The sequence below is a fragment of the Gemmatimonas sp. genome (assembly GCF_027531815.1).
Taxonomy (GTDB): Bacteria; Gemmatimonadota; Gemmatimonadetes; order Gemmatimonadales; family Gemmatimonadaceae; genus Gemmatimonas.
The window spans coordinates 88,172-114,931 of sequence record NZ_JAPZSK010000007.1; the positions used below are offsets into that span (position 1 = coordinate 88,172).

Below are 26,760 nucleotides of genomic sequence, written 5' to 3' on the forward strand. Positions count from 1 at the left end.
CGCGCACTCCGGTGAGGATCTAGATTCTCTCCACGCCCTGCGGATCGTCCGCGGGGCGTTTTTTGTGCGCGGCCGCCGAGGCCGCCGGAGACCGATCGCATGTTCGATTCGAAGACGCGCACCGTGGTGGTCGTTGGGGCGCAGTGGGGCGACGAGGGTAAGGGCAAGCTGGTCGACGTGCTGGCTGAGCAGGCCGACTGGGTGGTGCGCTACCAGGGCGGCGCCAACGCCGGGCATACGGTGCATATCGGCGACACGTCGTTCATCCTGCACCAGATCCCGAGCGGCATCCTGCACCCGGGTGTGCGCTGTGCGATCGGCAACGGCGTGGTCATGGACCCCGAGACGCTCTTCACGGAAATCGACGAGCTGGTGGCCGACGGCGTGGACGTTGAGGGGCGCCTTTATGTAAGTGAACGGGCGCATCTGGTGATGCCGTATCACAAGCTGGTGGACAAGGCCAGTGCCGCCAGCAAGGCCATTGGTACGACGGGTCGCGGCATCGGTCCCGCCTACGAGGACAAGGTGGCGCGCCGCGGCGTCCGCGTGCTCGACCTGCGCAACGCGGACCGTCTCCGGGAACTGGTGAGCGCCGGCGTGGAGCGCGCCAACGCGCAGCTCGAGCGCAGCGGCGCCGAGGTGCGGGCCAGTGTGGAGCATACCATGCACGTGCTCGAAGCGCTGGCGCCGCGGCTGCTGGGGCTGGCCGACGATGTGGGGCTGTGCGTGCACCGCGCCATCAAGAGCGGCGCCGCCGTGCTGCTGGAAGGCGCGCAGGGGTCGCTGCTCGACATCGATCACGGCACGTATCCGTTCGTCACGTCGAGCAACACGACGGTGGGCGGCGCGGCGACCGGGGTGGGGATCTCGCCCATGGCGCTCAACGCCGCGTTGGGTGTGGTGAAGGCGTACACCACTCGCGTGGGCAACGGACCGCTCCCCACGGAGCTCGAGGAGCCGTTGCACAGCCACGTACGTCAGCTTGGACATGAGTTCGGCGCCACCACGGGACGTCCACGTCGCTGTGGCTGGTTCGACGGCGTCGTGGTCAAGTACGCGGCCCGTGTGAACGGCCTGACGGGGTTGGCCATCACCAAGCTCGACGTCCTCGATTCGCTGGACCAGCTGGCCGTGTGTACGGGCTACAAGGTGGGCGATGACGTGTACACCGAGTTCCCGGCGGATCTCGCGTTGCTCGAGCGGGCCGCGCCGATCTACGAGTGGTTCCCGGGATGGAAGCAAAGCACGCAGGACGCACGCTCGCTGAGCGACCTGCCGCCGGCGGCCCGGGCGTATCTCGACCGGCTGGAACAGCTGTGCGAGGCGCCCATCGCGTACGTGAGCGTGGGGACGCGGCGCGACCAGATCATTGCGCTCGAGCGCTGAGGCGTTTCAGCCAACCACCGGGTGACCGTGGAGACCACGACCGTAGACCTTGCCGTCGTCGGCGCTGGCCCCTGCGGGTTGGCGGCGGCAATCGCCGCGCAGCGCGCAGGGCTGTCGGCTGTCGTGTTCGATCGCGGCTGTCTCGTGAACGGGATCGCCGGCTACCCCACGTACATGACGTTCTTCTCCACGGCGGAGCGCATCGCCATCGGTGGGGTGCCGTTCATCGTGGCCACAGAGAAGCCCACGCGTCGCGATGCGCTGGCCTATTACCGTGGGGTGGCCGACGTGTACGGGCTGGACGTGCGGCAGTACGAGACGGTGCAGACCATGCGTCAGGTACGTGTGGACCCGCGTCCCGGGCCGTCGGAGTCGGAGCGGGCGGCGCGGTGGCTGCTGCGCAGCGAGAAGCGTTCCGGGGTGGTGCGCGAAACGGCGGCCCATGCGGTGGTGATCGCCACGGGCTACTTCGGACGCCCCAACCGCCTGGGGGTGCCGGGAGAATCGCTGTCGCACGTGCGACACGGCTACCTCGAGGGGCACGCCGCCTGGCGGGAGCCCGTGGTAATCGTGGGGGGCGCCAACAGTGCGGTGGACGCGGCGCTGGACATGTACCGCGCCGGCGCACAGGTAACGATGGTGCACGTCGCCGAGGGGCTCGATGCAAATGTGAAGCCGTGGGTGCGTCCGGAGATCGAGGCGCGCCTGCGGGAGGGCGCCATCACGGCGCGCTTCGGCTCACGCGTGGTCGCCATCGAGCTGGAGACCGTGGTGATCGAGGGGCCCGCCGGCACCGAGCGGCTGCCCGCGACGCAGGTATACACCATGACCGGCTACCTGCCGGAGACGGGGCTGCTCGAACAGATCGGTGTGCCCATCGATGCGCTCAGCGGTATCCCCGCGCACGACCCGATCACCATGGCCACACCGCTCCCGGGCGTCTACCTTGCGGGAGTCATCGCGAGCGGCAACCAGGCCAATCGCATCTTCATCGAAAACGGCCGCGATCATGGCGACGCCATCGTGGCCCATCTGCTCCGCCATTCGCTGCGCTGACGCCCGGCATCCAGCCGGGTCATCCGGTGCAGCGCGACCCTGAACACCGAGTGCCATGAGTCATCCCGATGTGATGGACAAGCTGGTGTCGCTGTGCAAGCGACGGGGCTTCATCTTCCAGTCGTCCGAGATCTACGGCGGCACGGGATCGGTGTGGGACTATGGCCCGCTGGGCGTGGAGCTCAAGAAGAACATCAAGGATCGCTGGTGGCACGCGATGGTGCGGTCGCGCGACGATATCGAGGGGCTCGACGCGGCCATCCTCATGCATCCGCGCACCTGGGAAGCGAGCGGGCATGTGGCCGGTTTCGTGGACCCGCTCGTGGACTGCAAGACGTGCAAGGGCCGTTTTCGCGCCGACAAGCTGGAAGATGCGCGCTGCCCGCAGAAGCCGAGCAAGCAGCCGGGCCAGCACGACGCCTGCCAGCTCACCGAGGCGCGGCAGTTCAATCTGATGTTCAAGACGCACATGGGCGCGCTGGAGGAGAGCGCGAGCATCGTGTACCTGCGGCCGGAAACGGCGCAGGGGATCTTCGTGAACTTCCTGAACGTGCAGCAGAGCATGCGCCAGAAGGTGCCGTTCGGCATCGCGCAGATCGGCAAGGCGTTCCGCAACGAGATCACGCCGGGGAACTTCATTTTTCGCACGCGCGAGTTCGAGCAGATGGAGATGCAGTTCTTCGTCGAACCCGGCACGGACATGGAGTGGTTCGAGACGTGGAAGGCGCTGCGCATGCAGTGGCACCTCGACCTTGGCCTCTCGCCCGACCGTCTCAAGTTCCACCAGCACACGGCGGGTGAACTGGCGCACTACGCGCGCGCGGCGTTCGACGTGACCTTCGACTTTGGCGGCACGCTGGGCTACCAGGAAATCGAAGGTGTGCACAACCGCAGCGACTTCGACCTGACGCAGCACCAGCAGTTCTCGAGCAAGAAGCTCGAGTACTTCGACCAGGTGAACAACAAGCGCTACGTGCCGTACGTGATCGAAACGTCGGTGGGCGCCGATCGCGTGACACTGGCTGCCCTGGTGAATGCCTACCGCGAAGAGGTGGTGGAAGGCGAGGCCGAAGGGCGCGTGGTGCTGGGGCTGCACCCGTCGATTGCGCCGATCAAGGCGGCCATCTTCCCGCTCACCAAGAAGGACGGGCAGCCGGAGATGGCGAAGAGGCTGCTGGACGATCTGCGCGGGGCGTTCACCGTGGACTACGACGAAACGGGCTCGATCGGTAAGCGCTACCGGCGTCAGGACGAAGTGGGCACGCCGTTCTGCATCACGGTGGACGGGCAGAGCACGGGCGACCACACGGTCACGGTGCGCGACCGCGATACGCTGGCGCAGGACCGGGTGGACGCGTCGCAGCTTCGGGCGTACCTGGCGGGCAAGCTTCTCGGCTAACCGAAAGACGCGGGGGAACGACGCGCGATCGACTACGCGCTGGCGCCCACGCGTTGGCGCCCACGCGTTGGCACGGACGCGGGGGGACGCGGGCACCCGCGTCGGCAACCACGTGGGGCAGCAACGGGCGACGGGCTCGCTTTGGGCTTTGGGCGGTCGATCTAGGCGGTCGGGGTCGGGGTCGGGGTCGGGGTCGGGGGACGCGCGGGGCGCGCGGCTGTCGGGGTCGGGGTCGGGGTCGGGGGACGCGCGGGGCGCGCGGCTGTCGGGGTCGGGGTCGGGGCAGCGAGATCTCCTCCCAATCCGTAGCTTTGGGGTGCGATTTCCCTCCCCCCGAACCCTCACGCGTCATGTTCCCAGTGCGTACCCTCGCGCTGCTGTCGCTTCCGGCGGCCGCGCTGCTTCAGCCGCCGGCCCGCCCCGCCAGCCGCTCTGCGGCTCCTCCGGTGGCGCTGGCGCCGGTCACGCTCGATTCGGCTTTCCTCAAGAACTTCCGCTGGCGCAACATCGGCCCCGATCGCGGCGGGCGTTCCATTGCCGCCAGCGGGGTCAAGGGGCGCAAGAACGAAGCGTACTTCGGGGCTACGGGCGGCGGGTTGTGGAAGACCACCGACGGCGGCGAGACGTGGACGCCGGTAACCGACGGGCAGATCACCAGCGCCTCGGTGGGCGCCGTGGCGGTGAGTGAGAGCCACCCCGACGTGGTCTACATCGGCACGGGCGAGAGCGCGATCCGCGGCAACATCATGCCCGGGGACGGCATCTACAAGAGCACCGATGCCGGCAAGCGCTGGAAGCATGTGGGGTTCCGCACCGCCGACGCGATCTCCAAGATCCGCGTGCACCCCACCAACCCCGACATCGTCTACGCCGCGGTGTTCGGCAAGTACAGCGTGCCGAGCGAGGAGCGCGGCGTGTACAAGAGCACCGATGGCGGGGCCACCTGGAAGCGCGTGCTCTTCCGCGACGCGAAGAGCGGTGCCGTGGATATCGCGATCGATCGTACCAATCCGCAGGTGCTGTACGCGGCCATCTGGGAAGCCTACCGCAAGGAGTACCAGATGTCCTCCGGTGGGCCGGGCTCGGGGCTGTTCAAGAGCACCGACGGTGGAGAGACGTGGACCGAGATCACGCGTGCCACGGGGCTCCCCAGCGGACTCGTGGGCAAGATTGGCGTGGCGCTCACCGCCGCGAAGCCTGGTCGCGTCTATGCGCTCATCGAAAACGAGAATGGCGGTCTCTTCAAGAGCGATGACGCCGGGGCCACGTGGACCTTCGTGAACGGCGATCGCAACATCCGGCAGCGTGCATTCTACTACACGCACCTGTTCGCCGATCACCAGAACGCCGACCTCGTGTACCTCCAGAACGTGTCGTTCTTCCGCTCGAGTGATGCCGGCAAGACGCTCGTGAGCATCGGCGCCGGCAGTCATGGCGACTGGCACGACCTGTGGATCAACCCGGACGACCCGACGCATCTCGTTGCCGGGAACGACGGGGGCGGTACGGTGACCTTCGACACCGGGAAGAAGTACAGCGAGCAGGATTTCCCCACCGAGCAGTGGTACCACGTGATCACCACCAAGCACGTGCCGTTCCATGTGTGTGGCTCGCAGCAGGACAACAGCACGCTGTGCACGCCGATGAACTGGAATCTCGGCCGGCAGAATGCGGCGCCCGGTCAGGAAGCGCAGGGCGGCATGGCGGTGTCGTATCAGGTCGGTGGTGGTGAGCCGGGCTACATCGCCCCCGACCCGCTCGACCTCGATGTGTTCTTCTCCGGTACCAACAACGGCGGCTACGTCGACAAGTTCAATCGCAAGACCGGGCTCTCGCGCGAGGTGAATCCGTACCCCTGGTTCTATTCGGGCGAACCGTCGAAGGAAATCCGGGAACGCTGGCAGTGGACCTTCCCCATCCTGTTCTCGCAGGTGGACCCCAAGCTGCTGTTCGTGTCGTCGCAGCGCCTGTGGGCCACGCGTGACGGTGGCCGTACCTGGAAGAACCTCAGCCCTGATCTCACGCGCCACGCCCCGGAAACGCAGGAGAAGTCGGGCGGCCCGATCACCGGTGACATGAATGGCCCCGAGGTGTATGGCACGATCTTCTCGGTGGGGCCGAGCAAGAAGGATGTGAATACCATCTGGACCGGGTCCGACGACGGCCTCGTGCACGTGACCCGCGACTTCGGCCGCACATGGACGAATGTCACGCCCAAGGCGATGCCCGAGTTCGGCCGCGTGTCGCAGATCGACGCGTCGAACTTCGACAATGGCACGGCGTACCTGTCGGTGCGCCGTCCACTGCTCAACGATCGGGCACCGTACATCTTCAAGACCACCGATTACGGCAAGACGTGGACGAAGATCGTGATGGGGCTGGGCGCCGAGGACTATGTGCACGCGGTGCGTGAAGACCCCACGCGCCGCGGGCTGCTGTATGCGGCGACGCAGCATGGCGTGTACATCTCGTACGACGACGGCGCGCAGTGGCAGAGCCTCAAGCTCAACATGCCCGACGTCCCGGTGGCCGATCTCATCGTGGAGCGCGACGAACTCGTCATCGGCACGCACGGGCGCGGCTTCTGGGTGCTCGACAACGTGACGCCGCTGCGGCAGGCCACGCCGCAGGTCCTCGCCGCGCGCTCGCATCTGTTCACCCCGGCCGTTGGGCTGCGCTCGTCCCCCGGCGTGGCGCTCAGCTGGACGCTCGCCGAAAAGCCCAAGCGTGGCATGCTCGCCGTGCTCGACTCCACCGGGGCGGTGTTGCGCGAGTTCACCGGCGACACCGCCGCGCCGGCCAGCGGCGCGGCCGCGGGCGGTCGCCGTCGCGGGACCTCGAGCAGCTTCCCCCTCCAGGTGGGGCTCACGCGCTTCACCTTCGATCTGCGCGCCACGGGCATTGAAAGCTTCCCCGGGATGATTCTCTGGGGAGCGGGCACCGCCGGACCCGCGCTTCCCCCAGGACGCTACACCGTGCGGCTCACCACCGACGGGCAGGAACTCAAGGCGCCGCTGGTCATCCGTCGCAGCCCGCTCGTGCCCGAGGTGTCCGACGCCGACCTGCGGGCGCAGTATGCGTTCGGCAAGCAGGTGCGCGACAAGACCAATGAGGCGCAGCGCGCGGTCATCGAGATTCGTAACGTGAAGGCGCAGCTGGACGATCGCTACAAGCGGGCGAACGACGATGCGCAGCTCAAGGCCAAAGGGGAAACGCTCCGCTCCAACGCCTTTGCGGTGGAACAGAACGTCTACCAGGTCAAGAACCAGTCAGGGCAGGATCCGCTCAACTTCCCCATCAAGGTGAACAACCGGCTCGCCAACCTGCTGTCGATGGCTGAGCGTGGCGACGGTCCGCCGGGCACGTACATGCCGGAGATCCTGTCGATCCTGTCGAAGGAACTCGGCGGCTACCAGGCGACGCTGGAGAAGGTGTGGAAGGCCGACCTCCCGGCGGTGAACGCGGAACTCGCGCGCCTCAAGCTGCCCGCCATCAATCCCAAGTGCACGGTGGTGGCGGGATGCTCGGCGACACCGTGATGCGGCGCGCGGCTCGAGGGGGGCGCTCCCGGGCGCGTATCGTGACGGCAATGCTCAGTACCGCGGCACTGGGCGTTGCCCTCTCGGGATGCGGACCCAGTCTGCGCGGGAAGGTGGTGACTGCCATGAGCGAGTGCGTTGCCGTGCGCAATCCGCTCTTTGTGGCGGGTCGTCCCAACGAGGCCTTGGCCACGAAGCTGCCGGCCGCTGTCGATTCGCTCGCCGACGAAACGGCGTATGCGTTCGGGTTCATCGTGTATCAGGAAGCGGCCAACGCGGCGGAGACCCAGGCTGAGCTTACCTGTGCGTTGGAGCTCGCATCGCACTATGTCGACGCTGATGTTCGGGTATGGCTGACCGACTACTCGCGCCATCCCAACGAGCCGGTGGCGGCGCTCGCCAAGCAGCTGTACGAGGCGCAACTGGTACGCATCGGCAGGGCCGTGCCTGCGAGCCCGTGAGAAAAGGCCGGTCGGTGCGTGAATCGAGCCACGGCGTTCGTACGGATGCCGTGGAAACGGAAGTCGTGGCGTAACATCGGCGGCGTCACGCCACGCGGTCGGCAGCACACCAACGGGGCGTCGCGATCACTCGCGACGCCCCGTTGGGCTTTCGATCAACGCCGGTCCAGGCGGCGTCTCATCGACCAGGCATCAGCGCTCGATGCGGATGCCGAGCATGCCCCACGGCTTGTAGAACTCGAAGCTGGGGTCGTCGCCGCCACCGCCGCGGTTCGGGCGATCGCCCACGTACGCGCGCAGCGGCGTGTTGGAAAGGTTGATGAACTCGCCGAAGATCTTCATCCCCTGGCGCAGCTGGTAGCTGCCGGACGCGTCCACCTGGAAACGGGCCTTGGTACGGGTGTCCGCCTCCGGGGAGACGGCACTGATGGTGGAGACGAAGGAGCCGGCATAGTTGCCGCCCAGGCGGAGTGACAGCGGGCCCCGGTCGAAGAAGAGGCCAATGTTGCCTGCCTGCGGCGCCTGCTCGGGGATGGGCGCATTCACCCCGTCGCGCCCGCGGCCGGGGATGTCGGCCGACGACTGCGTGTAGGTGTAGTTCGCGTTGATGCCGAACGACTTGAGCCACCCCGGCAGGAACGTGAAGTTTTGCTGCCACGCCACTTCGAAGCCGTAGAGCGTGGCGGTTGGTCCGTTCACCGGCTGGATGATCTGCGTGGCATCGGGCCCCACGGCGTCTTCGTTGGTGCGGGCCCGGGCCGTGGCGAAGATGAAGTTGTCGAGCGACTTGGCAAAGGCGCCCACGGCGATGAAGCCGACGTTCGTGAAGTAGTGCTCGACCATGAGGTCGTAGTTGATGGCGGTCGTGGCCTTGAGATCGGGGTTGCCAACGGACGCCGTCTGCTGACCGGCCTGCACGTTCACGTAGGGCACCATGTCCCCGAACTGCGGGCGCACGAGCGCCGTGGTGACCGCGGCCTTCACGTTGGTGTACTCGCCCAATCGATACGTGGCGTTGAGCGAGGGGAACACATTCACGTAGCTCCCGTTGGCCGTGGTCGCCCGGATGGGCTCGACCAGGGCGTTACCGGCGCTATTGAGTCGCACGAGGTTGCCGGTGTTCTGCACCTCGGTGGCTTCCACGCGCACGCCCGGCACGAGGCGCAACGCGCCGGCATCGAGCGTGGCCATGAGGTAGCCGGCGTAGACATCTTCGCGCACCGCGAAGGAGCCACCGGCCGTCGCTGTCTGGGACGACAGCTGATTGAGCGTGAAGGCGTTGGGATTGGCGGTGATGAAGTCGCGCATGCGCCGCGGGTCGAAGGTGCGACCGAAGGCGTAGTCACCGTCGAAGAGGTTGCGCCCTGTGGTTTCCGTGGTGAGCAGCCCCATGAGCGTGGCGCCCGTCGCGTTGAGCGAGTTGGCACCGAGCGCATTCGTGTAGTTGAAGACGTTCACCGCGTTGGATCGGTCCTTGAGGCGCGCCGACAGACCGCCCTTGATGGCGCCGCTGAAGGCACCGAACTGCACGGGGATGGAGCCGTTGATCTTGGCCGAGAGATCCTCGTCGCGCGTGTCGCGCACTTCGTTGGCCAGGCTGTTGAAGCCGAAGCGCGCGGGATCATCGAGCGAACCGGTCACCACATACGCCCGCGGACGATCGGCGTCAGCGAAGTTGTAGGCGAGCGACATGTTGCTCTGGCGGAAGCCCATGGTGAGCGCCCCCGGGCGGTTCTCGGTCGCGCGGGAGAAGCCCACGGCCCAGTCGAGGGCCTTGCCATCGCTGCTGTAGTGCTCACCCCCCAGCTGCGCCGTATAGATGTCCTGCAGCACTTCGCGCAGGCGGATGTCGCGGTCGAACTGCGAACCCGTGGTGACGCCCGAGTCGGCGCTCACCTGCGTCCAGCGTGATCCGCCGCCTCCGCGGAAGCGGAAGCGGGCGCGCGCGCGGATTTCGTCGTCGTTGAACTGATTCCACGAGCCGCGCAGGAACAGCTTGCCGCTGTTCGGCAGCAGGTAGTCGAGCGTGCCATTCACGCCCGTCCGCAGGCGATCGACCTGCGGGTAATCGCGATACTCGAACAGGTTGGGCGCGTCGAGTGACGTGAGCGAAGCGCCCACGCCGCAGTTGCGGGTCTGCGAGCACCAGTCGCCTTCGACGTTCTGCGAGGCGCGGTCGTTGCGGTAGTAGGTGCCACCGAACATGGCCCCGAACTTCTGGCTCTTGCCGAAACGCTTGCCGGCGTTGGCGCCGATGTTCATGAGCGCACCACCGCCGAGCTGGTTCTGACCGCCGGCGGCCGTGAAGTTGAGCAGTGGCCGGTTGGCCTGCGCGGTGCGCGTCACGATGTTCACATTGCCGCCGATGGCGTCGGCGTCCATGTCGGGCGTGAGCGTCTTGGATACCTGGATCTGGCTGGCCTGATCGGAGGGCACGATGTCCATGGGCAGCTGCCGGCTGTTCTGCTCTGGCGTGGCGAGGCGCAGGCCGTTGATGGACATGCCGTTGAAGTTCGGGCTTGTGCCACGGATCTGCACGAACCGCCCCTCACCCTGGTCGCGCAGCACGGCAATGCCGGGCACGCGGGCAAGCGCTTCGGCCATGTTGGGATCGGGGAGGCGCCCCACCAGTTCGTTGTCGATGACGCTGGAGATGGTGGAGGCCGTGCGCTGCTGGTTGAGCGCCGAGGCCTGACCCACCACCTGCCCGCGCACTTCGATGGCGGTGAGCGACGTGACCGCTTCGCTCAGCTTCACGTCCAGCGTGGCGGTGCGCCCATCGCTCACCGTGACGGTCTTCGACGTGGGCTGGTAGCCGATGTAGCGGAAGGTGAGCGTCCGGCTGCCGGCGGGCACATTGAGCGCACGGTACTGCCCGCGGTCGGTCGACGTGCGAATGCTGGTGCCGTCCACGAGGACGAGCACGCCGGAGAGCGGGCGGCCGCTGGGGTCGGTAACCGTGCCGGTGACCACGCCCTGAGCGCTGAGCGCCGAGCTGGTGCACACAAGGCCAATGGCAACGCGAAGGAGGAAGCGCATGGGATCGAAAAGAGGAGGGGAGCCGGCACGACGCGCCGACTCCCCCACGATCCGTCATCCAGATCACAACTCAGCCGTTACCTCGTAACAACCGTGTCTCGACGTGCGATGCGGGCCTTTATGTCCCGCCAGTCGAAAAAGTGGAAAGTGCGATCGGTGGACATCATGACCAGCAGCCCCTCCGGGAAGCGCGGTCCGAGCGGCGTGGCGGTGACCTCCAGTCCATCGGTCTCCTTGGCGCTCACGGGGATGATGGCGAGCAGCTGGTGGGTGTACGGCGCCCCTGCGCTCCCCTCGCGGCTGAACACCCGCAGTCGCTGCCCCTGCTGGTCGGAGATGAGCAGGTAGCCGGTACTGTCGCTGGTGGGGTAAATGCCAATCCCCTCGTGATCGCTCACGAACCCGGATGTTCCGAAGAGCGCCAGCTCCTCGTTCGCCCCGGGGGCGTCGGGATCGGCCCGGTACTGCCGCACCCCCACGGTTTCGTCGCTGTAGTACACGAAGCCCAGTGTGCGATCCACGGCAATCGCCTCGATTTCCTTCTTGCCGCTGTATCGGCCGAAGGCGCGCACCTTGGTACCCTGCACGATCCCCTTGGCGTTGGCCACCAGCCGATACTGCCAGAGGTAGCCGTCGATGGGGCCGGCCTTGCCACCCACGATGGCGAAGACGGCGCCGTCACTCGCGCGCCGGTGCAACGCGACGCCCATGGGAGCCCGGGTGACATCGCCGTCGAAGACGCGAATGCCGCCCCCGTCGATGGGGGTCATGTCGGGAAGGCGATACACGCGCAGCGCCTGCTTCCCGCGCTCCGTCATGACGGCGATCGATATGGTGTCCCGGCCCATGACGAAGCCGTCCACGATGTCGACGTTATTGGGGCGCATGAGCGGACGGCGCGTGCGCGCGCTGTCGATGGTGCCGTCGAGGCGGAAAACATACAGGCCCCCCGTGCTGTCGCCCTTGTCGGTGCCCACCACGAGCGACTGCTCGGGTGCCGCCGGATCGATCCAGATGGCCGGGTCGTCGGAGTCGTTGAGCACGGTCTGGGTGACGACGGCCGCCTGTAGCGTGTCGTTGGTAGCAGCAGCTGCGCCGCTGGTGCTCCCCGTGGCGGAGTCGGCGGAAGGTGGGCGCGTTTCCCCGCAGGCCGTGCCAAGCAGCAGCGCCGACAGGGCAGCCAGGGACCTCGTGGTCAGGCGCCGGTGAGGGGTACGCGGGGTGGCCGCGACCGTGCGGGGGCAAACGGGAGTGGAGGGCATACGGAATAGTCGATGGCCACAGGGCAGGGTGGGGGTACCGGATTGTCACGAATCGGTAATGCCAGCGCCGGGCAACGGCTGCCGGGGGTCCCGGTTCATCCCTAACTTGCGGGATGACCCAGAACCTGCTCCGACCGGTCGCGCTGGTGACCGGCGCCTCGCGAGGCATCGGCCGCGCCATTGCCGCGCGGCTTGCCCCGACGCATGACCTGGTACTCACCGCACGTGATGCGGCGCGCCTGGGCGACGTTGCCGCCACCTGCGAAGCGGTCGGAGCCCGGGTGCGCACAATGGCGGTGGACGTCCGCGATGGGGCCGCCGCCGGCGCGGCCTTTGCCGGCCTCGAGATCGACGTGCTGGTGAACAATGCCGGGGTGGCCGTGCTCACGCCGTTCCTCGACATGACAGCTGAGGAGTGGCACCGTCAGGTGGACGTGAACGTGAACGCGCTGTATCACGTGACGCGTGCCGTGCTCCCCGGCATGGTGCAGCGTGGCCGTGGGCACGTGTGCATCATTGGCAGCACGGCCGGGCGCAACACCTTCACTGGCGGCAGCTGCTACGCGGGCACGAAGCATTTCGTGATGGGCTTCGCCGAGTCGCTCATGCTGGAGGTGCGCGATGCCGGCGTGGGGGTGAGTGTGATCACGCCGGGCTCGGTGGCCACCGAGCTGTTCCCCGAAGGCACCAACACCGCGTGGATGCTCGAGCCGGAGAACGTGGCCGACGCCGTGCTGTTTGCCGTCACCACCCCTCCGCATATGCTGGTGCATCGGCTCGAAGTGCGGCCGCTCTCGCCCAAGCGTCCCCGCGACAGCTTCTGAGCACCGCCTGATGAGTGAAGCGCGCGAACTGCTGGCGGTACGGGAAATCGCCCACGCCTTTCTGCTGGCCGACCATCCGGGCGATGTGCAGCAGTTCGCCCTCAATCGCGTCACCCCGCTGCTGGGGGCGACCTTTTCGCTGGTGATGCAGCTGAGCGACGACGGCGAACTGCTGCGTCCCGTGGCGCAGCACGAGTGGCCCGCCACCTACCGGCAGTGGATCGGCGCCCTGCGGGTGCGGGTGGGCGATGGGCCAAGTGGCGTGGCCGTAGCCGAGCGACGGCTCGTGGAAGTGGTGGATCTGTTGGCCGACCCCGAGCTGGCGCCGTGGCACGATGTGGCGCGCGAGCTGGGCTTTCGCAGCATCCTGGCGGCCCCGCTGGAAACGGCAGACGGTCCCCTTGGCGTGGTGGCCTTCTACTTCGCCGATGCCACGCATGTCACGGATGAGCAACGTGCGCTGGTGCGATTGGTGGCCGATCAGCTGGCTGCCGCGACCGACAAGTCACGTCGTGCCGATGCACTGCGGCGGGCCAACGCCGCGCTGGCTGAAGCCAATGCGGAACTCGAGCAGCGGGCGCGGCAGTGGCAGGACGCGCAGCGCGCCCGTGATGCTTCCGAATCGGTGGTGGTCGATGCGCTGCTTGCCCTGACCGATGCGGCCGACACCCGACCGCCCGCGGTGCGGTTGCAGGCGGTGCATCAGCTGGCGCGCGCGGCGCGCGAATATGGCGAGGCAACGCAACCGGCCTTCGCCCTGACTCTTGCCGATGTGGACCCACGCGACGCCCTGCAGCGGGCTGCCGCCACGTGGCGCGCGCGCGCGCCCATGGTGCCCGTGCAGGTGGACGAGCCAACCGTGCTGCTGCCCACCATGCGCACCGATCCGGCCTTACTGGAACGCACGCTCGAGCTGGCCATTGGACTGGGCGTGGCGGGGGCGTCGCTCGATGGCGGTCAGGTGCGGACAGGGATCCGCCTGGGGCGCGGCTTTCTGGCAGTGCAGGTGGCCTGGGACGGACGTCCCGTCTTCGAGGAGCCGGCGGCGGCACCTGACCCGTCGCGGGCTGCTATACTTCGCATTCGCGCCGACGCGCTGCGGTGGGAGGCGAACGACGTGTATGCCGATGCGCGCCGCTGGATCACGGCGGTGGACCTGCCGCTCGCCCGGGCGCTGGCCAGTCGGCAGGGTGGCGAGCTGCGGGTGGAGCTGGTCGATACGGCGGAGGCGACGCGCGACCTGCTGCTGGTCTTCCCCGTGGTCGCTGAGCCACACCAGCCGTAGCGCGTCCGCGCTCGCCGCGCCACCGATTGCCGTCCTGCCGTAGACACTCCCCTGAACCACGGTCCTCATGTCGTCACAACATCAGCAGTCCAACCGCAAGGTGATGGACACGCTCACCTCGCTTTCGGTGGCCGAGGCGCTGGCCGCTGCCGCACAGTTCTTTGGCCGTCACGGCGGTGTCTATACGGCGTTCGTGGAGAAGCAGGGGCCCAACCACGTGACGTTGCGGGGGCAGGGCGGCGAGGAGATCGCCATTGGCGCACGCGACACCGCTGCCGGGACGGCCGTGACCGGGTCGAGCTATCTGTTCGACCAGCAGGTGGCCCGATTCCTCGAGTCGTTGCCGCCGGCACCGCCGGTGGCGGACGCTCCCGCGGCATCGGGAGAGGAAACGGTCTCCCCCCCTACTGCGTAAGAGGCGCATGAGTCAGAGCGATCAGACGACCGGCCAGTTCGCGAACCAGCTCCGCGTGCGTCCCGAGGTGTTGCATATCGCGCCGGCGGGCGCCGCTGCCACCTGGGTGGTGCGGGTGCAGGCGGCGGAGGCGTGGGATGCGGTACGGGTGGCGTGCGCCCCGCAGAACACGGTGCGGGAGCTCAAGCGGGCGGCCATGGCCAACCTGCTTCCGGATATCGCGGAAATCGATGCCTACCTCGTGAAGCTGCATGGCGCCGAGGTGACGCAGGAGTCGGTGACGCTGCAGGCGGCGGGCGCGAAGGATGCGTCCACGTTCTTCCTCACCTCGCGACGCCGCCGGCCACTCAAGTGACCATGATCGTGGAGCCGGGCGCCGGCGAGGCGCGCAGCGTGTCGTCGCTGATTGCCGCGGTGCAACGGCTGCGCGGCGAAATCGGCAAGCGCGTGGTGGGGCAACAGGCGGTCGTCGACGAGATTCTCATGGCGCTCGTGGCTGGCGGACACGCGCTGCTGGTGGGTGTGCCGGGGCTGGCCAAGACGCTCATGATCAAGTCGCTGGCCGATGCCATGCAGCTGGAGTTCCGCCGCATCCAGTTCACCCCGGATCTGGTGCCCAGCGACATCACGGGTACGGAGATCCTCGAGGAGAGTGGAGGTGGGCAGCGCGCGTTTCGTTTCGTGCGCGGGCCCGTGTTTGCGAACATCGTGCTGGCCGACGAGATCAATCGTGCGCCGCCACGTACCCAGGCGGCGTTGCTGGAGGCGATGCAGGAGCACAGTGTGACCGCGGCCGGGCAGACCATGCGCCTGCCGGAGCCCTTCTTCGTGCTCGCGACCCAGAACCCGATCGAGCAGGAAGGCACGTATCCGCTGCCGGAGGCGCAGCTCGATCGGTTCCTCTTCGACATTCGGGTGGGCTACCCCACCGAGGCCGACGAGGTGGCCATCCTGCGCACCACCACGGGCGCTCGCGGCGCACCGATCGACGCGGTCTTCACCGCCGATGACGCGCTGGCGCTGCAACGGGCCGTACGGGCGCTGCCGTGCAGCGAGCTGTTGCTGCACTACGCCGCTCGGCTCGTGCGTGCATCGCGCCCGCAGGAGGGGAATGCGCCGGCGCTGGTGCGGCAGTACGTGCGCTGGGGAGCGGGGCCGCGTGCCGGTCAGGCGCTCATTCTGGGGGCCAAGGCCTGCGCGCTGCTGGGCGGACGTGCGGCGGTGTCGCCCGCGGACATTCAGCGCGTGGCGATGCCGGTGCTGCGGCATCGCCTGCTCCCCAACTTCGCAGCGGAAGCGGACGGCGTGGCGGCGGAGTCGTTGATCGACGCGTTGCTGGCGCACGTGCCGGTGCCGTCGAGCGCCACGGCCCCCTGATCGGCTGATGTCGGCATACGGCCCCCTGCTCGACGCGTTGCGCGGCGTGCGCTGGCCGGCGCGCCGTGCGGTGGGGAATGCGCCCCCCGGCGCGCACCGCTCGACGCAGAAGGGCACGGCCGGGGAGTTCACCGAGTATCGCCTGTATCGACAGGGCGACGATCCCCGGGCCCTCGACTGGCGATTGCTGGCGCGCAGCGATCGCGCGTTCGTGCGCCTCAGCGATGACCGGGTGCTGCTGTCCACATGGATCGTGGTGGACGCGAGCGCGAGCATGGCGTTTCCCGAGGAGGCCGCGGCGCACAGCAAGTTCGCGCAGGCGCGACTGGTGGCCGTGGCGTTGGCGGCCATTGCCCATGCCTCGAGCGATCCGGTGGGCTTGCTGGTGCTGCACGCGCAGGGCGTGCAGCGCGTGCCGCCGCGCACGCGCCGTGGCACGGTGCAGGAGCTTGCCCGCGTGCTGGATGGTGTGCGCCCGGGTGGCTCTGCGCCGCTGGCGCCGTCGCTGGCCCAGTTGCCGGTGCACGCCCGGGTGGTGCTGCTCACCGACTGTCTGGGCGACGCCGATGCGCTACTCCGGACGGTGGCGGCGCACACGGTGGCGGGGGCACAGGTGGAGTGCGTCCATATCGTGGCCGACGCCGAGCTGACGCCGCCATCGGCCACGTTTCTCGTGCACGACCCGGAACAGCCGCGTGATGAACGCGTACTGTCGGCGGCCGGCCGCGCCGCGTACCGTGAGCGCTTCGACGACTTCCGGCGCGACATGAGCACGCGCTGGCGTGCGGCAGGGGCGGGCTACACCGAGGTCCGGACCGGCGACGACGCGGCACGTGCCGCGCGTGCGGTGGTGATGGGCACGGCGCTGTCGGGTACGCGGCAACCAGCTGAGGGGCTCCCGACGCCCGCGCTGCCGGCATCGGCCAGGCGCTGACGTGCTCACGGTGGCGTTCCCGTGGATCCTTGGCGCGGCGGTGGCGGCGTCGTGTGGCATCACGCTGCTCCATTTTCTGTCGGTGCGCACCCCGCCGGCGCTGGCGCTCCCGACCGCACGATTCGTGACCACCGGCAACGCCCGCGCCGTGGCCCGACAGCCGCGACTCAACGATGTGCTGTTGCTGCTGCTGCGCGTGCTTGCGCTACTGTGTGCGGGGGCGGCGCTGTCGGGTGTGCGCTGGCAGCAGTCGTCGGCGTCGATGCTGCGCCTCGTGGTGGCCGACGACGCCCAGTGGGGCAATCGCCCCTGGCGTGATTCCGTGGCGCGCACTCTGGCCCGCGCCGACGCCATGGTGGAGGTGCATGGCGCGCCTGGTGTGGCCGACGACCCCGGCGCGGCACTCGTGGCGGCCACGCAGCATGCCGCGCGGGCCGTGGCGCGCCACCCGGCGCTGACGGCCGTGGAACTCACGCTGCTGCTGCCATCTTCGGCAGCAACGACGCAGGGGTACACGGCGTGGCGCCCATATTGGCCCGGAGCCGTGCGCGTGCTGCTCAGCGCGCCTCCGCCACGAGCCGCGCGCGACACTACAACGGGTGCCTCGGCTTCAGCGCGCGCCGCCGTGCGGGTGCGAGGCGGGACGCGCGATGATGCCGTGACGGCGGCCGTTGGGCGGTGGGCGCCGGTGGGAGCGCTTCAGGATGTCGTGATCGAGCGTGCGCCGACGGCAGATCGTGCGGTGAGTGCCGACACCGCCGCCGCACCTGTCGGGCCCTTCGTGCACTGGCCCGCCGACGGTGTCCCGCGCGGGTGGGTCCCGCGTGCGCCCGCCGACAGTGTCGGCGCGCTGGCTGCGGCAGGTGGAGTGCTGGTGGGGCCCTTCGTGCGTCGAGCCACGCCGGGGCCACAGCTGGCGGCGCGCATCGATTCGGGAGGTCGCGCTGCCGTGCCGGTGCAGGTGGTGGCGTGGTGGAGTGACGGCCTGCCGGCAGCGGTGGAAGAGCGCGGCGAGGCAAGGCCGGTGGCGGGATGCCTTCGCACCGTGGCGGTGTCGGTGCCGCGTGGCAGTGATCTGCTCCTGTCGCCCGGCGCGCGCCCGTTGATGAACGCCCTGGTCGCGCCCTGCGGTGGTGTTCGAGTGGCTTCGGCATTGGCGATCGCGCCAGACATGGTGCGCCCGATTGCGGTGCCGTCGGACTCCGCAGTCGCTGCGGTATCTGCAGGAAACGACGAGCGGCTGGCGCCCGCCGCCGCCTTTCGGAACGCGCAATCGCGGTGGCAGCGGGGGAGCGATCCGTGGTGGTTGGCCCCGGCATTGCTGGCGTTGGCGCTCCTGGCACTGGCAGCGGAGTGGCTGTTGCGCGACCGGGAGGCGGTGTCGTGAGCACGGCGCTCGGTCCGGTTTCGGAGCCCGCTGCTGCCACGCTGATTGGGCGCATCAGGGCGGTGCAGACGGCCTTGCGCACCGTGCAGGTGGGGCGACAACTGCTGTTGGCGGGTGCTGCCGCCTGCGCTGTGCTGTTGATGGCGCGCGTGCTGATGGCCGAGCTGGCTGGGCGCGGCGATGGTGGCACGGCCGCGGCCTGGTGGTGGACGGCGGCCGCGGCGCTGGTGGCGGCGGTGGCCACTTGGTGGCGTACGCGCGCGCCGGTGCCTGATCTCGCCCGTACTGCGCTCTGGGTGGAGGAGCAGGGCGCGGCCTCACGCGGTCAGGCGCCGGACTTTGCGTTGACGACGGCGGTGGAGCTGCTCGAGGCGCGCGCAGAGCTCCCGCTCTCGCTGGCCGCCGCCGCCGCGCGCGCTCTCGACACCGCGCCAACGGTGCCCGGGCTGGCCGCCGCGCGCCGGCGCGCGTGGCTTGCCCCCGCGGCCTTCGGGGTCGGGGGGGCGCTGCTGCTGCTGCTGGGTCGCGAACGCCCCACAATCGCAGATCGTACCGCGGTCCCGGGTACCGCCGGCTCGGCGGCCGCGCCCGCGAGCGCCGCGCCAATGCCGTTGGGGACGTGGCGAGTGCGTGTGCGTCCGCCTGCGTACGCCGCGCTGGCGGTGCAGCCCTACGACGATCCCGCCACGGTGTCGGCGCTCGCCGGCAGCGTGGTGGAGGTGCAGGGCAGCGGCGATGCCCCAATCGTGCACCGCGCCGTCGTTCCGGTTGCCGGGGATGACAGCGCCGGGCGCCGCGGTGGCCCCATGGCGGTGGTGGTGAGTGAGGGCGAATGGCGCACCTCGATCGTGGCCAACGGCGGAGCGCAGAGTCTGCGGATCGAACGTGGTGGACGCGCCCGACTGCTCATTGTCGAAGGGCGCGCCGATTCCGTTCCGCGCGTGTCGCTCGAATTGCCGGCGCGCGACAGCGTCTTTCGTGAGGCGCGTGGCCTGTTGGCGCTCGCCGCGACGACGCATGACGACATCGGCCTCGCCCGCGCGCACTTCGAGCTGCTGGTGACATCGGGAGAGGGCGAACGCTTCACCGTACGCACGGTCCTGCTGGCCGCACAACAGTGGAACGGGCGGGCCGGCGTGCGCGATGCGCGGCTGCGGACCACGCTCGATCTGCGGGCGCTGGCGCTGCAGCCCGGCGACGTGGTGCACCTGCGAGCGGTGGCGCGCGACGCCCACCCCAGTGCCGATCGCGAATACGGCAGCAGCGAAACGCGCGCGTTTCGTATTGCGCGCATCGCCGAGTACGACTCGGTGGCGGTGGAGCCGGCGCCGCCACCGGAAGTGGACAAGTCTCTGCTGAGTCAGCGCATGCTGCTGCTGCTCACGGAGAAACTCGACAAGGCGCAGCGGCGTCTTGCGCGCCCGGCGGTGTTGCGTGAATCGCAGAAGCTGGCGCGTGATCAGGCCCGCCTGCGCCTCGCGGTCGGGGACGTGGTGTTCCAGCGGCTGAGCGGAGAGTCCGCCGCGGAACATGCGCATTCGGCCGGCGATGGTCACGATCACGGTGTGGATCTGCAAGGGGGGAAGCTGTCGGTCAGCACGTCGAGCACGACGGGCATGCTCGAGGAAGGCAATGATTCACCGGTGATCGCCATCAATCAGCCGCTGCTGGAGGCGTACAACGCCATGTGGGATGCAGGGCGCTCGCTCGAGCAGGGAGATCCGCACGGTGCCATTCCGCCCATGAAGCGCGCGCTCGAGGCGATCGAGCGCTCGCGCGCGGCATCGCGGCTGTACCTGCGCGGCAAACCGCCGCAAGTGATCGTGGACTTGGCCAAGGTACGACTGACGGGCAAGGACACCGGGCACGTCACACAGCGGAGTCGTCGGGCACCGCTGTCGGTGCGTGATGCCGAGCGCGATGCGCGTCTCGTTCGCGCGGCCTCGCTCGTCGCTGTTGACGGCAGTGCCGCGCGCGACACGGTGGCGTTGCTGCGCGTGGACGCGCTGGCAGACGCCCCCGCCTTTGCGGCGGCGCTCGGGGCCGTGCTCGACGTGCTCGAACGTGGCGGGGACGCGACGGCGGTGGTCGTGCAGGCACGCCGTGTCTTGGGCAACGTATCGCGCACCCGCGCGACCGTGTGGTCGGGGGGCGTGACACCGTGAGCGTGGCGGAAATGGGGACCGCTGGCGCGCCGTTCGTGTTCGCCACGGCGCAGTACGAGTCGGGTGACTGGGACTCCGCCCCGCTCGTACCCGCCAACATCATCGATTCGGTGGCCCGCTACACCGCGTTGGCCGTGCGTCCGCAGGGGGTGATTGTCCCGCTGTCGAGCGAGGCGGTCTTCCAGTACCCGCTGCTGTATCTCACGGGACATCTGCCCGTGCGGTTCACCAGCCGGGAGCGGGAAGTGCTGGGCAAGTATCTCGATCGTGGCGGCCTGCTGTTCGTGGACGACCACAACCACGACGTGGACGGCGCCTTCAACAAGACGGCGCGCGAGGAGATCCGGCGTGTGGCGGGGCCCCTGCTGCCGCTCCCCAACACCCATGAGCTGTATCGCTGCTTCTTCGTGTTCGAGAACGGGCCCCCCACCACATCGCACGAGATGAACGGCTGGGGAGACAACCTCGTGCACGAACAGCTCGACGCCGTGGTGAAGAACGGACGCATTCGGGTGCTCTTCTCCAACAAGGACTACAGCTCGGAGTGGAGCTTTCACCCCGACAACAAGCGATTCCTGTCGGTGGACAACACGCGGTTCGGGGTGAACCTCGTGGTGTACGCGCTCACGCGATGACCCGCCTTCTCGTGGAACGGCTGTGTCGCCTCGTAGGCGTGCTGGCGCTGCTGGTGGCCTTGGTCGTGCACTGGCGTGCCGCCCGTGCCGCCCGTGCCGGCGAGGCAGCCGTGCCAACGCGACGGGTCGTGCGACTTGCCGAGGGCGCAGGGCCGGATAGCACGGCGCGCGCGCTGGTTGCCGTACGCGAGGCGCTGCTGGCCGGCGCACCGGCGGCGGGGGCCGCTGACGGCGCAACAGATGCGCCCGACATGGCTACCCCGTTGCGCGACATCCTCCCGTCGCGCGATACCCTCGCCCTGCCGCTGGCGACGGTACCCGCCGCCGCCGTGCGCGCCGGACTTGGCAGTGTGCGGGCGAGCGGTGTGCCGCTGGTGTGGCTGGATGGCACCATGGCCCGCGGTGTGGCGGCGTCGGTGACCCGTGCGGCGGTACCTGGCGCGCCGCTCGATGTGCGGGTGGCGGTATCCGCGGGTACGTCACTGACGCTCGCCGACGCGGGTGGTGTGCTCGACTCGGTATCTACCGCGCAGCTCGTGACGACCTGGCGGCTGCGCAGCGCGGCCGCTCCGCTACGTGTTCGGCAGGGGCGCAGCGCCATGTCCCTGCCGGTGCCTGATTCGGGCGCGGCGCGCCGTCTGCTGGTGCTGGCCGAACCGGGGTGGGAGGGGAAGTTCGTGGTGGCGGCGCTCGAGGAAGCGGGTTGGGAGGTGGATGGGACGCTGCGCGTATCGCCCACAGGGCGCGTGACGATCGGGGAACCGGCACGGCTCGACACGGCGCGCTATGCGGCTGTGGTCGTGACCGACAGCATGCCCGTGGACGGCGCGGCGCTGTCGCAATTCGTGGCGCGTGGCGGCGGACTGCTGTTGGGCGGTGATGCGCTGCGCATTCCCGGGCTCGCCGCCCTGCGTCCGGCTCGGGCGACGGAGCTTCGGGGCGCCATTGCCGGTGGGTTGCTCACCGCCAGCCCACGCAGTGGCCTCGAGGCCTGGGAGCTTGCCATGACCGCTGACGCGCTCGTGCTGGAAACGGATCAGAGCGATCACGGGCATGATGAACCGGCGTTGGTGGCGCGTCGGGTGGGAGCTGGGCGGGTGGTCGCCATGCCGTACCGCGAAAGCTGGCGGTGGCGCATGCAGGGGAGTGACGACGGCATGGCGGCGCATCGGGCGTGGTGGCAGGGGGCCGTTGCCCTGGCGGTCCCGGCTGTGGGTAGCGCGATGCCCGTGGCGCCGGACCGGTACCCGGGTGATCGTGCGCCGTATGCGGACCTCGTGTCGCGCGTGGGCCGCGCCGCGCCGGCGCTTCGCGAGCCGCCGGGGGGCGACCCCGGAGGTGACGATGGGCGCGGTGTGGGCGACATTCCTTTCGTGCTGCGTCCCTGGGTGCTGCTGCTCACGACGCTGCTGGCGCTGCTGGCGGAGTGGGGCTCGCGGCGACTGCGCGGTGCCCGATGAGGTCGGTGCGTCGTGCCGCCCCGTGGTCAATGAGCGGCTGTTCACGCCTTCACCCCCTGAGTGAGCCATGAGCGAGCGCGTTGCGCTGATTTCTCATCCTGATTGCGGCCGGCACGATACCGGGTGGGAACACCCGGAGCATGTCGGTCGACTGGTCGCCATCCCGCGGGCGCTCAAGTACGACGTGGCGCTCTTCGAGGCGCTGCTGCACGTGGAAGGACGGCACGCGAGCGAGGATGAGCTCGCGCTGGCGCACGACCGCGACTACATCGCGCGCGTGCGCGACACGGTTGCCGCGGGCGGTGGGCGGCTCGATCCCGACACGGTGGTGAGTGAGGGCTCCTGGGATGCCATCACCGCGGGCGCGGGGTGTGTGCTGGACGGCGTGGACATGGCGTTCGATGGCCGTGCGCGGCGCAGCTTCTCGGCGGTTCGTCCGCCGGGACACCATGCGCTGCGGGATCGCGCCATGGGCTTCTGTCTGTTCGGCAATGTGGCCATTGCCGCGCACTATGCCATTGCCAGGCATGGATGCGAGCGGGTGCTGATCATCGATTGGGATGTGCACCACGGGAACGGCACGCAGGCGCTGGTGGAGCAGGAGCCGCGCATCCATTTCGTGAGCATGCATCAGTGGCCGTGGTACCCTGGCACGGGTGCGGCAGACGACCGTGGCCCACACGAGACCGTGTGGAACGTGCCCATGCCCCCGTCGCTGCCGCCGGCGCGATACATCGAGGCGCTGCTGTCGGCGGTCGATGCGGCCGCCGAGGGATTCACGCCTGACCTCATCCTGCTCAGCGCGGGCTTCGACTGTCTCGAGGGTGACCCCCTGGGCGCCTTCACGCTTACGCTGGACGATGTGGACACACTCACGCGGGCGCTCGTGGAACGCGCCGAGCGGTGGTGTGGCGGGCGCCTGGTGAGCGCCCTGGAAGGAGGGTATGCGCCCGACGCCGTCGCCAAGGCGGTGCTGGTGCATCTGCGGGCACTGGCCTGAGCATCGCCCATGACGCGTATCGTTCCCACGTCCGTGCCCGGTCAAGTCGATCCGGCCCCGCGTACCATCCACAGGTCGAAGCAGGGTGAGGTGGTGCTCGATTGCCATCCACGCGACGTCCCGGCGCTGCTGGCAGCGGGCGGGCCGCTGTGGATGGACATCGACAGCACCGTGCAGTCGCAGCATGCCCTGTTGGAGCAGCTGTTCCGGTTTCACCCGCTGGCCATCGAGGACACGCTCAACCCCGCGTCCCGAGTCAAGCTGGAGGAATACCCGGGGTTCGTGTACATCGTCATTCGCGCCGTGCAGCTGGCCGCGGATACCGACGATCCGTACGACCTCGAAACCAAGGACCTGCACTGCTTCCTGGGACCGTCGTATCTCGTCACGGTGCATGCGGGTGCCATGGCCCCGGTGGATACGGTGTGGGAGATCATGCGCCGATCGCCCGAGCTGCTCGATCGTGGCGTGGAGCGTACACTGCACGCCGTGCTCGACACGGCCATCGACGGCTACTTCCCCATCCTCGACCAGATCGACGACTTCATCGACGGGCTGGAGGAGCGTGTCTTCGCGCGCTTCGACCAGGAGGCGCTGCGCGACCTGTTCCAGGTGAAGCGGCTGGTGCTGTCGTTGCGGCGCTATCTCGGGCCGTCGCGCGAAGTGCTGAATGTGCTCACGAACCGCCCGAGCACGCTGGTGGCCCAGGAGGTGCAGATCTACTTCCGTGACACGTATGATCACGTGCTGCGCATCAACGATGCGCTGGACACCTATCGCGACCTTCTGAGCAGCACGATGGACGCGTATCTCACCCAAGTGTCCAACCGCCTGGGTGCCACCACCAAGGGATTGAGCGTGGTGGCGACCATGTCACTGCCCTTCGTGGTGGTGAGCGGCATGTGGGGAATGAACTTCAGCCGTATGCCCATGGCCCAGTGGCCGAACGGATTCTGGGTCCTGCTGCTGGTGCAACTGGGGCTTGGTCTGTTGCTCCTCATGCTGCTGCGTCGTCGTAACTTGTTGTAGATTGGTCGGCTCCCCTTCTCTCCGTCTTCCGCTCCCCGATGTTCTGCCCTGACTGCGGCACCTGGAACCGCGCTGCGGCGCCGCGGTGCACGCGCTGCAGCGTGCCGTTGCCAGAGGTGTCGGCGCCCCCACTCGATATTCCCGATGAGGAGCTGAGGGAGCTGCGCACCGCCACGGGCAACCGGTATACGGTGGTGAAGCGGTTGGGCAGCGGCGGCATGGCGCATGTGTATCTGGCGCGCCACGCGGTGCTGGGGCGTCCGCTGGTCATCAAGGTGTTGCATCGCACGCTGTCGCGGGAACCGGAAATGCGGGAACGATTCCGGCGCGAGGCGGAGGCGGCGTCGCGGCTCGTGCACCCGTACATCTGCGCGATCGCCGACATGGGCACTTCGGGGGAGCTCGAGTACGTGGCCATGCCGTACTACGCCGGCGGTTCGCTGGCCGACCTGCTGTCACGACGCAAGACGGTGTCGGCCACGACGGCCGCCTCGGTGGCTTCGCAGGTGGCCACGGCACTGGACTACGCGCACCGGCAAGGGGTGGTGCACCGCGACATCAAGCCGGACAACATCCTCTTCGACGAGGATGGCAATGTGGCGCTCACCGACTTCGGCATTGCCACGGCCCGCTTTCATGGTCGCCTCACGGCCAGCGGGCGTGCCATGGGCACGCCGCACTACATGAGCCCCGAACAGGCCATGGGGCGGCTGGTGGACGGACGCAGCGATCTGTATGCCGTGGGGTTGCTGCTGTACGAGATGGTGCTGGGGCATCCGCCGTTCGACGGCGACGACTCGTACGCCGTGGGCTACAAGCACGTGCACGAGGCGCCCGCCCCCCCCGACCAGGTGGATACGCGTGTGCCGGCGGCGCTCAGTGCCATCATCATGCGCTGTCTGGCCAAGCAGCCGGCCGAGCGCTACGATCGTGGTTTCGAGCTGGCGGACGCGCTGGTGCAGTTCCTGTCGTCCTGGGGTGGTGCCGAGTATCGCCAGGCGCGCGTGTCACGCGCCTCGGGACTCACGCCGCTCTGATCGCCGTACGCGTCACGCCCCATGCAATTGCACGCACAGATCGTCACGGTGCACACCCGGCACCCGTTCATCATTGCCCGCGGCGGGACCAGCGCCTACCGGGTGGTATGGGTGCGTCTGGTGGATGGCGATGGCGCCGAAGGGTGGGGTGAGGCGTCGCCCAGTCGCTACTACGGCGAGACGGCCGACACGGTGATGGCGGCGCTGCAGCAGTACGCGCCGTTGCTCGAGGCGGCCGACGCGTGGAGTCTCGACGCCGTGGAACGCACGCTGGAGCGCGCGCTGCGGCATCACGCGGCGGCGCGGAGCGCCGTGAGTGCGGCGCTGCACGATCTCGTGGCGAAACGCCTGGGCATTCCCCTGTATCGCTATTGGGGACTCGACGCCACGGCCGCGCCGCTGTCGAGCTTTACGATTGGCATTGCTCCCGACGCCGAGACGCTGCGCGCGCGGGTGCGCGAGGCAGCGCCGTACCCCATTCTCAAGGTCAAGCTGGGCTCGTCGTGGGACCGGGAAATCCTGCGCCTCGTGCGTGAGGAGGCGCCGCAGGCCGTGCTGCGGGTGGATGCCAACGGCGCATGGAGTGCGGCGCAGGCGGTCGGTATGCTGCCCGCGCTGCACGACGCGCGCGTGGAGATGCTGGAGCAGCCGGTGGCCGGGCATGATCTGGCCGGCCTGCGCTTCGTGCGCGAGCGGGCCGCGCTGCCGGTGGTGGCCGATGAATCGTGCGTGGTGGCCGCGGACATTCCGCGCCTGGCGGGTGCGGTGGACGGGGTGAACATCAAGCTCGCGAAGTGCGGCTCCCTGCGTGAGGCGCTGCGCATGATCGCGGTGGCGCGCGCGCACGACCTGCGCGTGATGTGCGGCTGCATGATCGAAACCACGCTGGGTATTGCCTCGGCCGCGCAGCTGGCGCCGCTGCTCGACGATGCCGATCTCGATGGCGCCGCGCTGCTGGCCGACGACCCGTTCGCCGGGCCGGCCATGGTGAACGGCCGCCTCGACCTGGGGGACGCGCCGGGACTGGGAGTGACGCGCCGCGGTGGCGATCCCGTGCGGGGGTGACGCGC

21 protein-coding genes are annotated in these 26,760 nt (G+C 68.9%); 19 read left to right on the plus strand and 2 right to left on the minus strand.

Features of this window, described 5'->3' with window-relative positions; all coding sequences use genetic code 11:
- Window positions 1-99: 99 nt before the first annotated feature.
- From O9271_RS11175 to O9271_RS11195, 5 genes are all read left to right on the plus strand, one after another.
- Window positions 100-1,386, plus strand: coding sequence for an adenylosuccinate synthase (locus O9271_RS11175; protein ID WP_298269520.1), 1,287 nt, complete (start codon window positions 100-102; stop codon window positions 1,384-1,386).
- Window positions 1,387-1,413: 27 nt separating this feature from the next.
- Window positions 1,414-2,442, plus strand: coding sequence for a YpdA family putative bacillithiol disulfide reductase (locus tag O9271_RS11180; protein WP_298269523.1), 1,029 nt, complete (start codon window positions 1,414-1,416; stop codon window positions 2,440-2,442).
- 55 nt (window positions 2,443-2,497) lie between these two features.
- Window positions 2,498-3,841, plus strand: a complete 1,344-nt coding sequence (locus tag O9271_RS11185; RefSeq protein WP_298269526.1) for a glycine--tRNA ligase — start codon at window positions 2,498-2,500, stop codon at window positions 3,839-3,841.
- Between the two features lie 350 nt (window positions 3,842-4,191).
- On the plus strand, window positions 4,192-7,380 hold the full coding sequence (locus tag O9271_RS11190; RefSeq protein WP_298269529.1) for a glycosyl hydrolase: 3,189 nt from the start codon (window positions 4,192-4,194) through the stop codon (window positions 7,378-7,380).
- 125 nt (window positions 7,381-7,505) lie between these two features.
- A complete protein-coding gene (locus O9271_RS11195; protein WP_298269531.1) occupies window positions 7,506-7,841 on the plus strand; it encodes a hypothetical protein in 336 nt (111 codons plus the stop codon).
- Window positions 7,842-8,033: 192 nt separating this feature from the next.
- On the opposite strand, the gene O9271_RS11200 is transcribed toward O9271_RS11195, so the two are convergent.
- The gene (locus O9271_RS11200) at window positions 8,034-10,880 is read right to left on the minus strand and encodes a TonB-dependent receptor (RefSeq protein ID WP_298269533.1); all 2,847 of its coding nucleotides are present in this window, start codon (window positions 10,878-10,880) and stop codon (window positions 8,034-8,036) included.
- A gap of 77 nt (window positions 10,881-10,957) precedes the next feature.
- On the minus strand, window positions 10,958-12,142 hold the full coding sequence (locus O9271_RS11205; RefSeq protein WP_298269535.1) for a phytase: 1,185 nt from the start codon (window positions 12,140-12,142) through the stop codon (window positions 10,958-10,960).
- 113 nt (window positions 12,143-12,255) lie between these two features.
- On the opposite strand from O9271_RS11205, the gene O9271_RS11210 reads away from it, so the two are divergent.
- The 14 genes from O9271_RS11210 (at window position 12,256) to O9271_RS11275 (ending at window position 26,755) form a co-directional block, all read left to right on the plus strand.
- Window positions 12,256-12,966 (plus strand): SDR family oxidoreductase, encoded by a 711-nt coding sequence (locus O9271_RS11210; protein WP_298269538.1) that lies wholly within the window; start codon window positions 12,256-12,258, stop codon window positions 12,964-12,966.
- Between the two features lie 10 nt (window positions 12,967-12,976).
- Window positions 12,977-14,251, plus strand: coding sequence for a GAF domain-containing protein (locus tag O9271_RS11215; RefSeq protein ID WP_298269541.1), 1,275 nt, complete (start codon window positions 12,977-12,979; stop codon window positions 14,249-14,251).
- 67 nt (window positions 14,252-14,318) lie between these two features.
- The gene (locus O9271_RS11220) at window positions 14,319-14,666 is read left to right on the plus strand and encodes a hypothetical protein (protein WP_298269544.1); all 348 of its coding nucleotides are present in this window, start codon (window positions 14,319-14,321) and stop codon (window positions 14,664-14,666) included.
- A gap of 7 nt (window positions 14,667-14,673) precedes the next feature.
- Window positions 14,674-15,021, plus strand: coding sequence for a hypothetical protein (locus tag O9271_RS11225; RefSeq protein ID WP_298269547.1), 348 nt, complete (start codon window positions 14,674-14,676; stop codon window positions 15,019-15,021).
- Window positions 15,022-15,023: 2 nt separating this feature from the next.
- Window positions 15,024-16,043 (plus strand): MoxR family ATPase, encoded by a 1,020-nt coding sequence (locus O9271_RS11230; RefSeq protein ID WP_298269645.1) that lies wholly within the window; start codon window positions 15,024-15,026, stop codon window positions 16,041-16,043.
- A 7-nt stretch (window positions 16,044-16,050) separates the two neighbouring features.
- Window positions 16,051-16,977: a DUF58 domain-containing protein gene (locus O9271_RS11235; protein WP_298269550.1), complete on the plus strand. Its 927-nt coding sequence runs from the start codon at window positions 16,051-16,053 to the stop codon at window positions 16,975-16,977.
- Window positions 16,978-16,987: 10 nt separating this feature from the next.
- On the plus strand, window positions 16,988-18,364 hold the full coding sequence (locus tag O9271_RS11240; RefSeq protein WP_298269552.1) for a BatA domain-containing protein: 1,377 nt from the start codon (window positions 16,988-16,990) through the stop codon (window positions 18,362-18,364).
- Window positions 18,361-20,529, plus strand: coding sequence for a hypothetical protein (locus O9271_RS11245; protein ID WP_298269555.1), 2,169 nt, complete (start codon window positions 18,361-18,363; stop codon window positions 20,527-20,529). Before O9271_RS11240 ends, O9271_RS11245 begins: the two co-directional genes overlap by 4 nt.
- 11 nt (window positions 20,530-20,540) lie before the next feature.
- Window positions 20,541-21,164 (plus strand): DUF4159 domain-containing protein, encoded by a 624-nt coding sequence (locus O9271_RS11250; protein WP_343213905.1) that lies wholly within the window; start codon window positions 20,541-20,543, stop codon window positions 21,162-21,164.
- A complete protein-coding gene (locus O9271_RS11255; protein WP_298269561.1) occupies window positions 21,161-22,624 on the plus strand; it encodes a hypothetical protein in 1,464 nt (487 codons plus the stop codon). Before O9271_RS11250 ends, O9271_RS11255 begins: the two co-directional genes overlap by 4 nt.
- 67 nt (window positions 22,625-22,691) lie before the next feature.
- The gene (locus O9271_RS11260; protein WP_298269563.1) at window positions 22,692-23,624 is read left to right on the plus strand and encodes a histone deacetylase; all 933 of its coding nucleotides are present in this window, start codon (window positions 22,692-22,694) and stop codon (window positions 23,622-23,624) included.
- 9 nt (window positions 23,625-23,633) lie between these two features.
- Window positions 23,634-24,653 (plus strand): magnesium/cobalt transporter CorA, encoded by a 1,020-nt coding sequence (gene corA, locus O9271_RS11265; RefSeq protein ID WP_298269566.1) that lies wholly within the window; start codon window positions 23,634-23,636, stop codon window positions 24,651-24,653.
- Window positions 24,654-24,754: 101 nt separating this feature from the next.
- Window positions 24,755-25,690, plus strand: coding sequence for a serine/threonine-protein kinase (locus O9271_RS11270; protein WP_298269568.1), 936 nt, complete (start codon window positions 24,755-24,757; stop codon window positions 25,688-25,690).
- Between the two features lie 21 nt (window positions 25,691-25,711).
- Window positions 25,712-26,755: a dipeptide epimerase gene (locus tag O9271_RS11275; RefSeq protein ID WP_298269570.1), complete on the plus strand. Its 1,044-nt coding sequence runs from the start codon at window positions 25,712-25,714 to the stop codon at window positions 26,753-26,755.
- Window positions 26,756-26,760 lie beyond the last annotated feature (5 nt).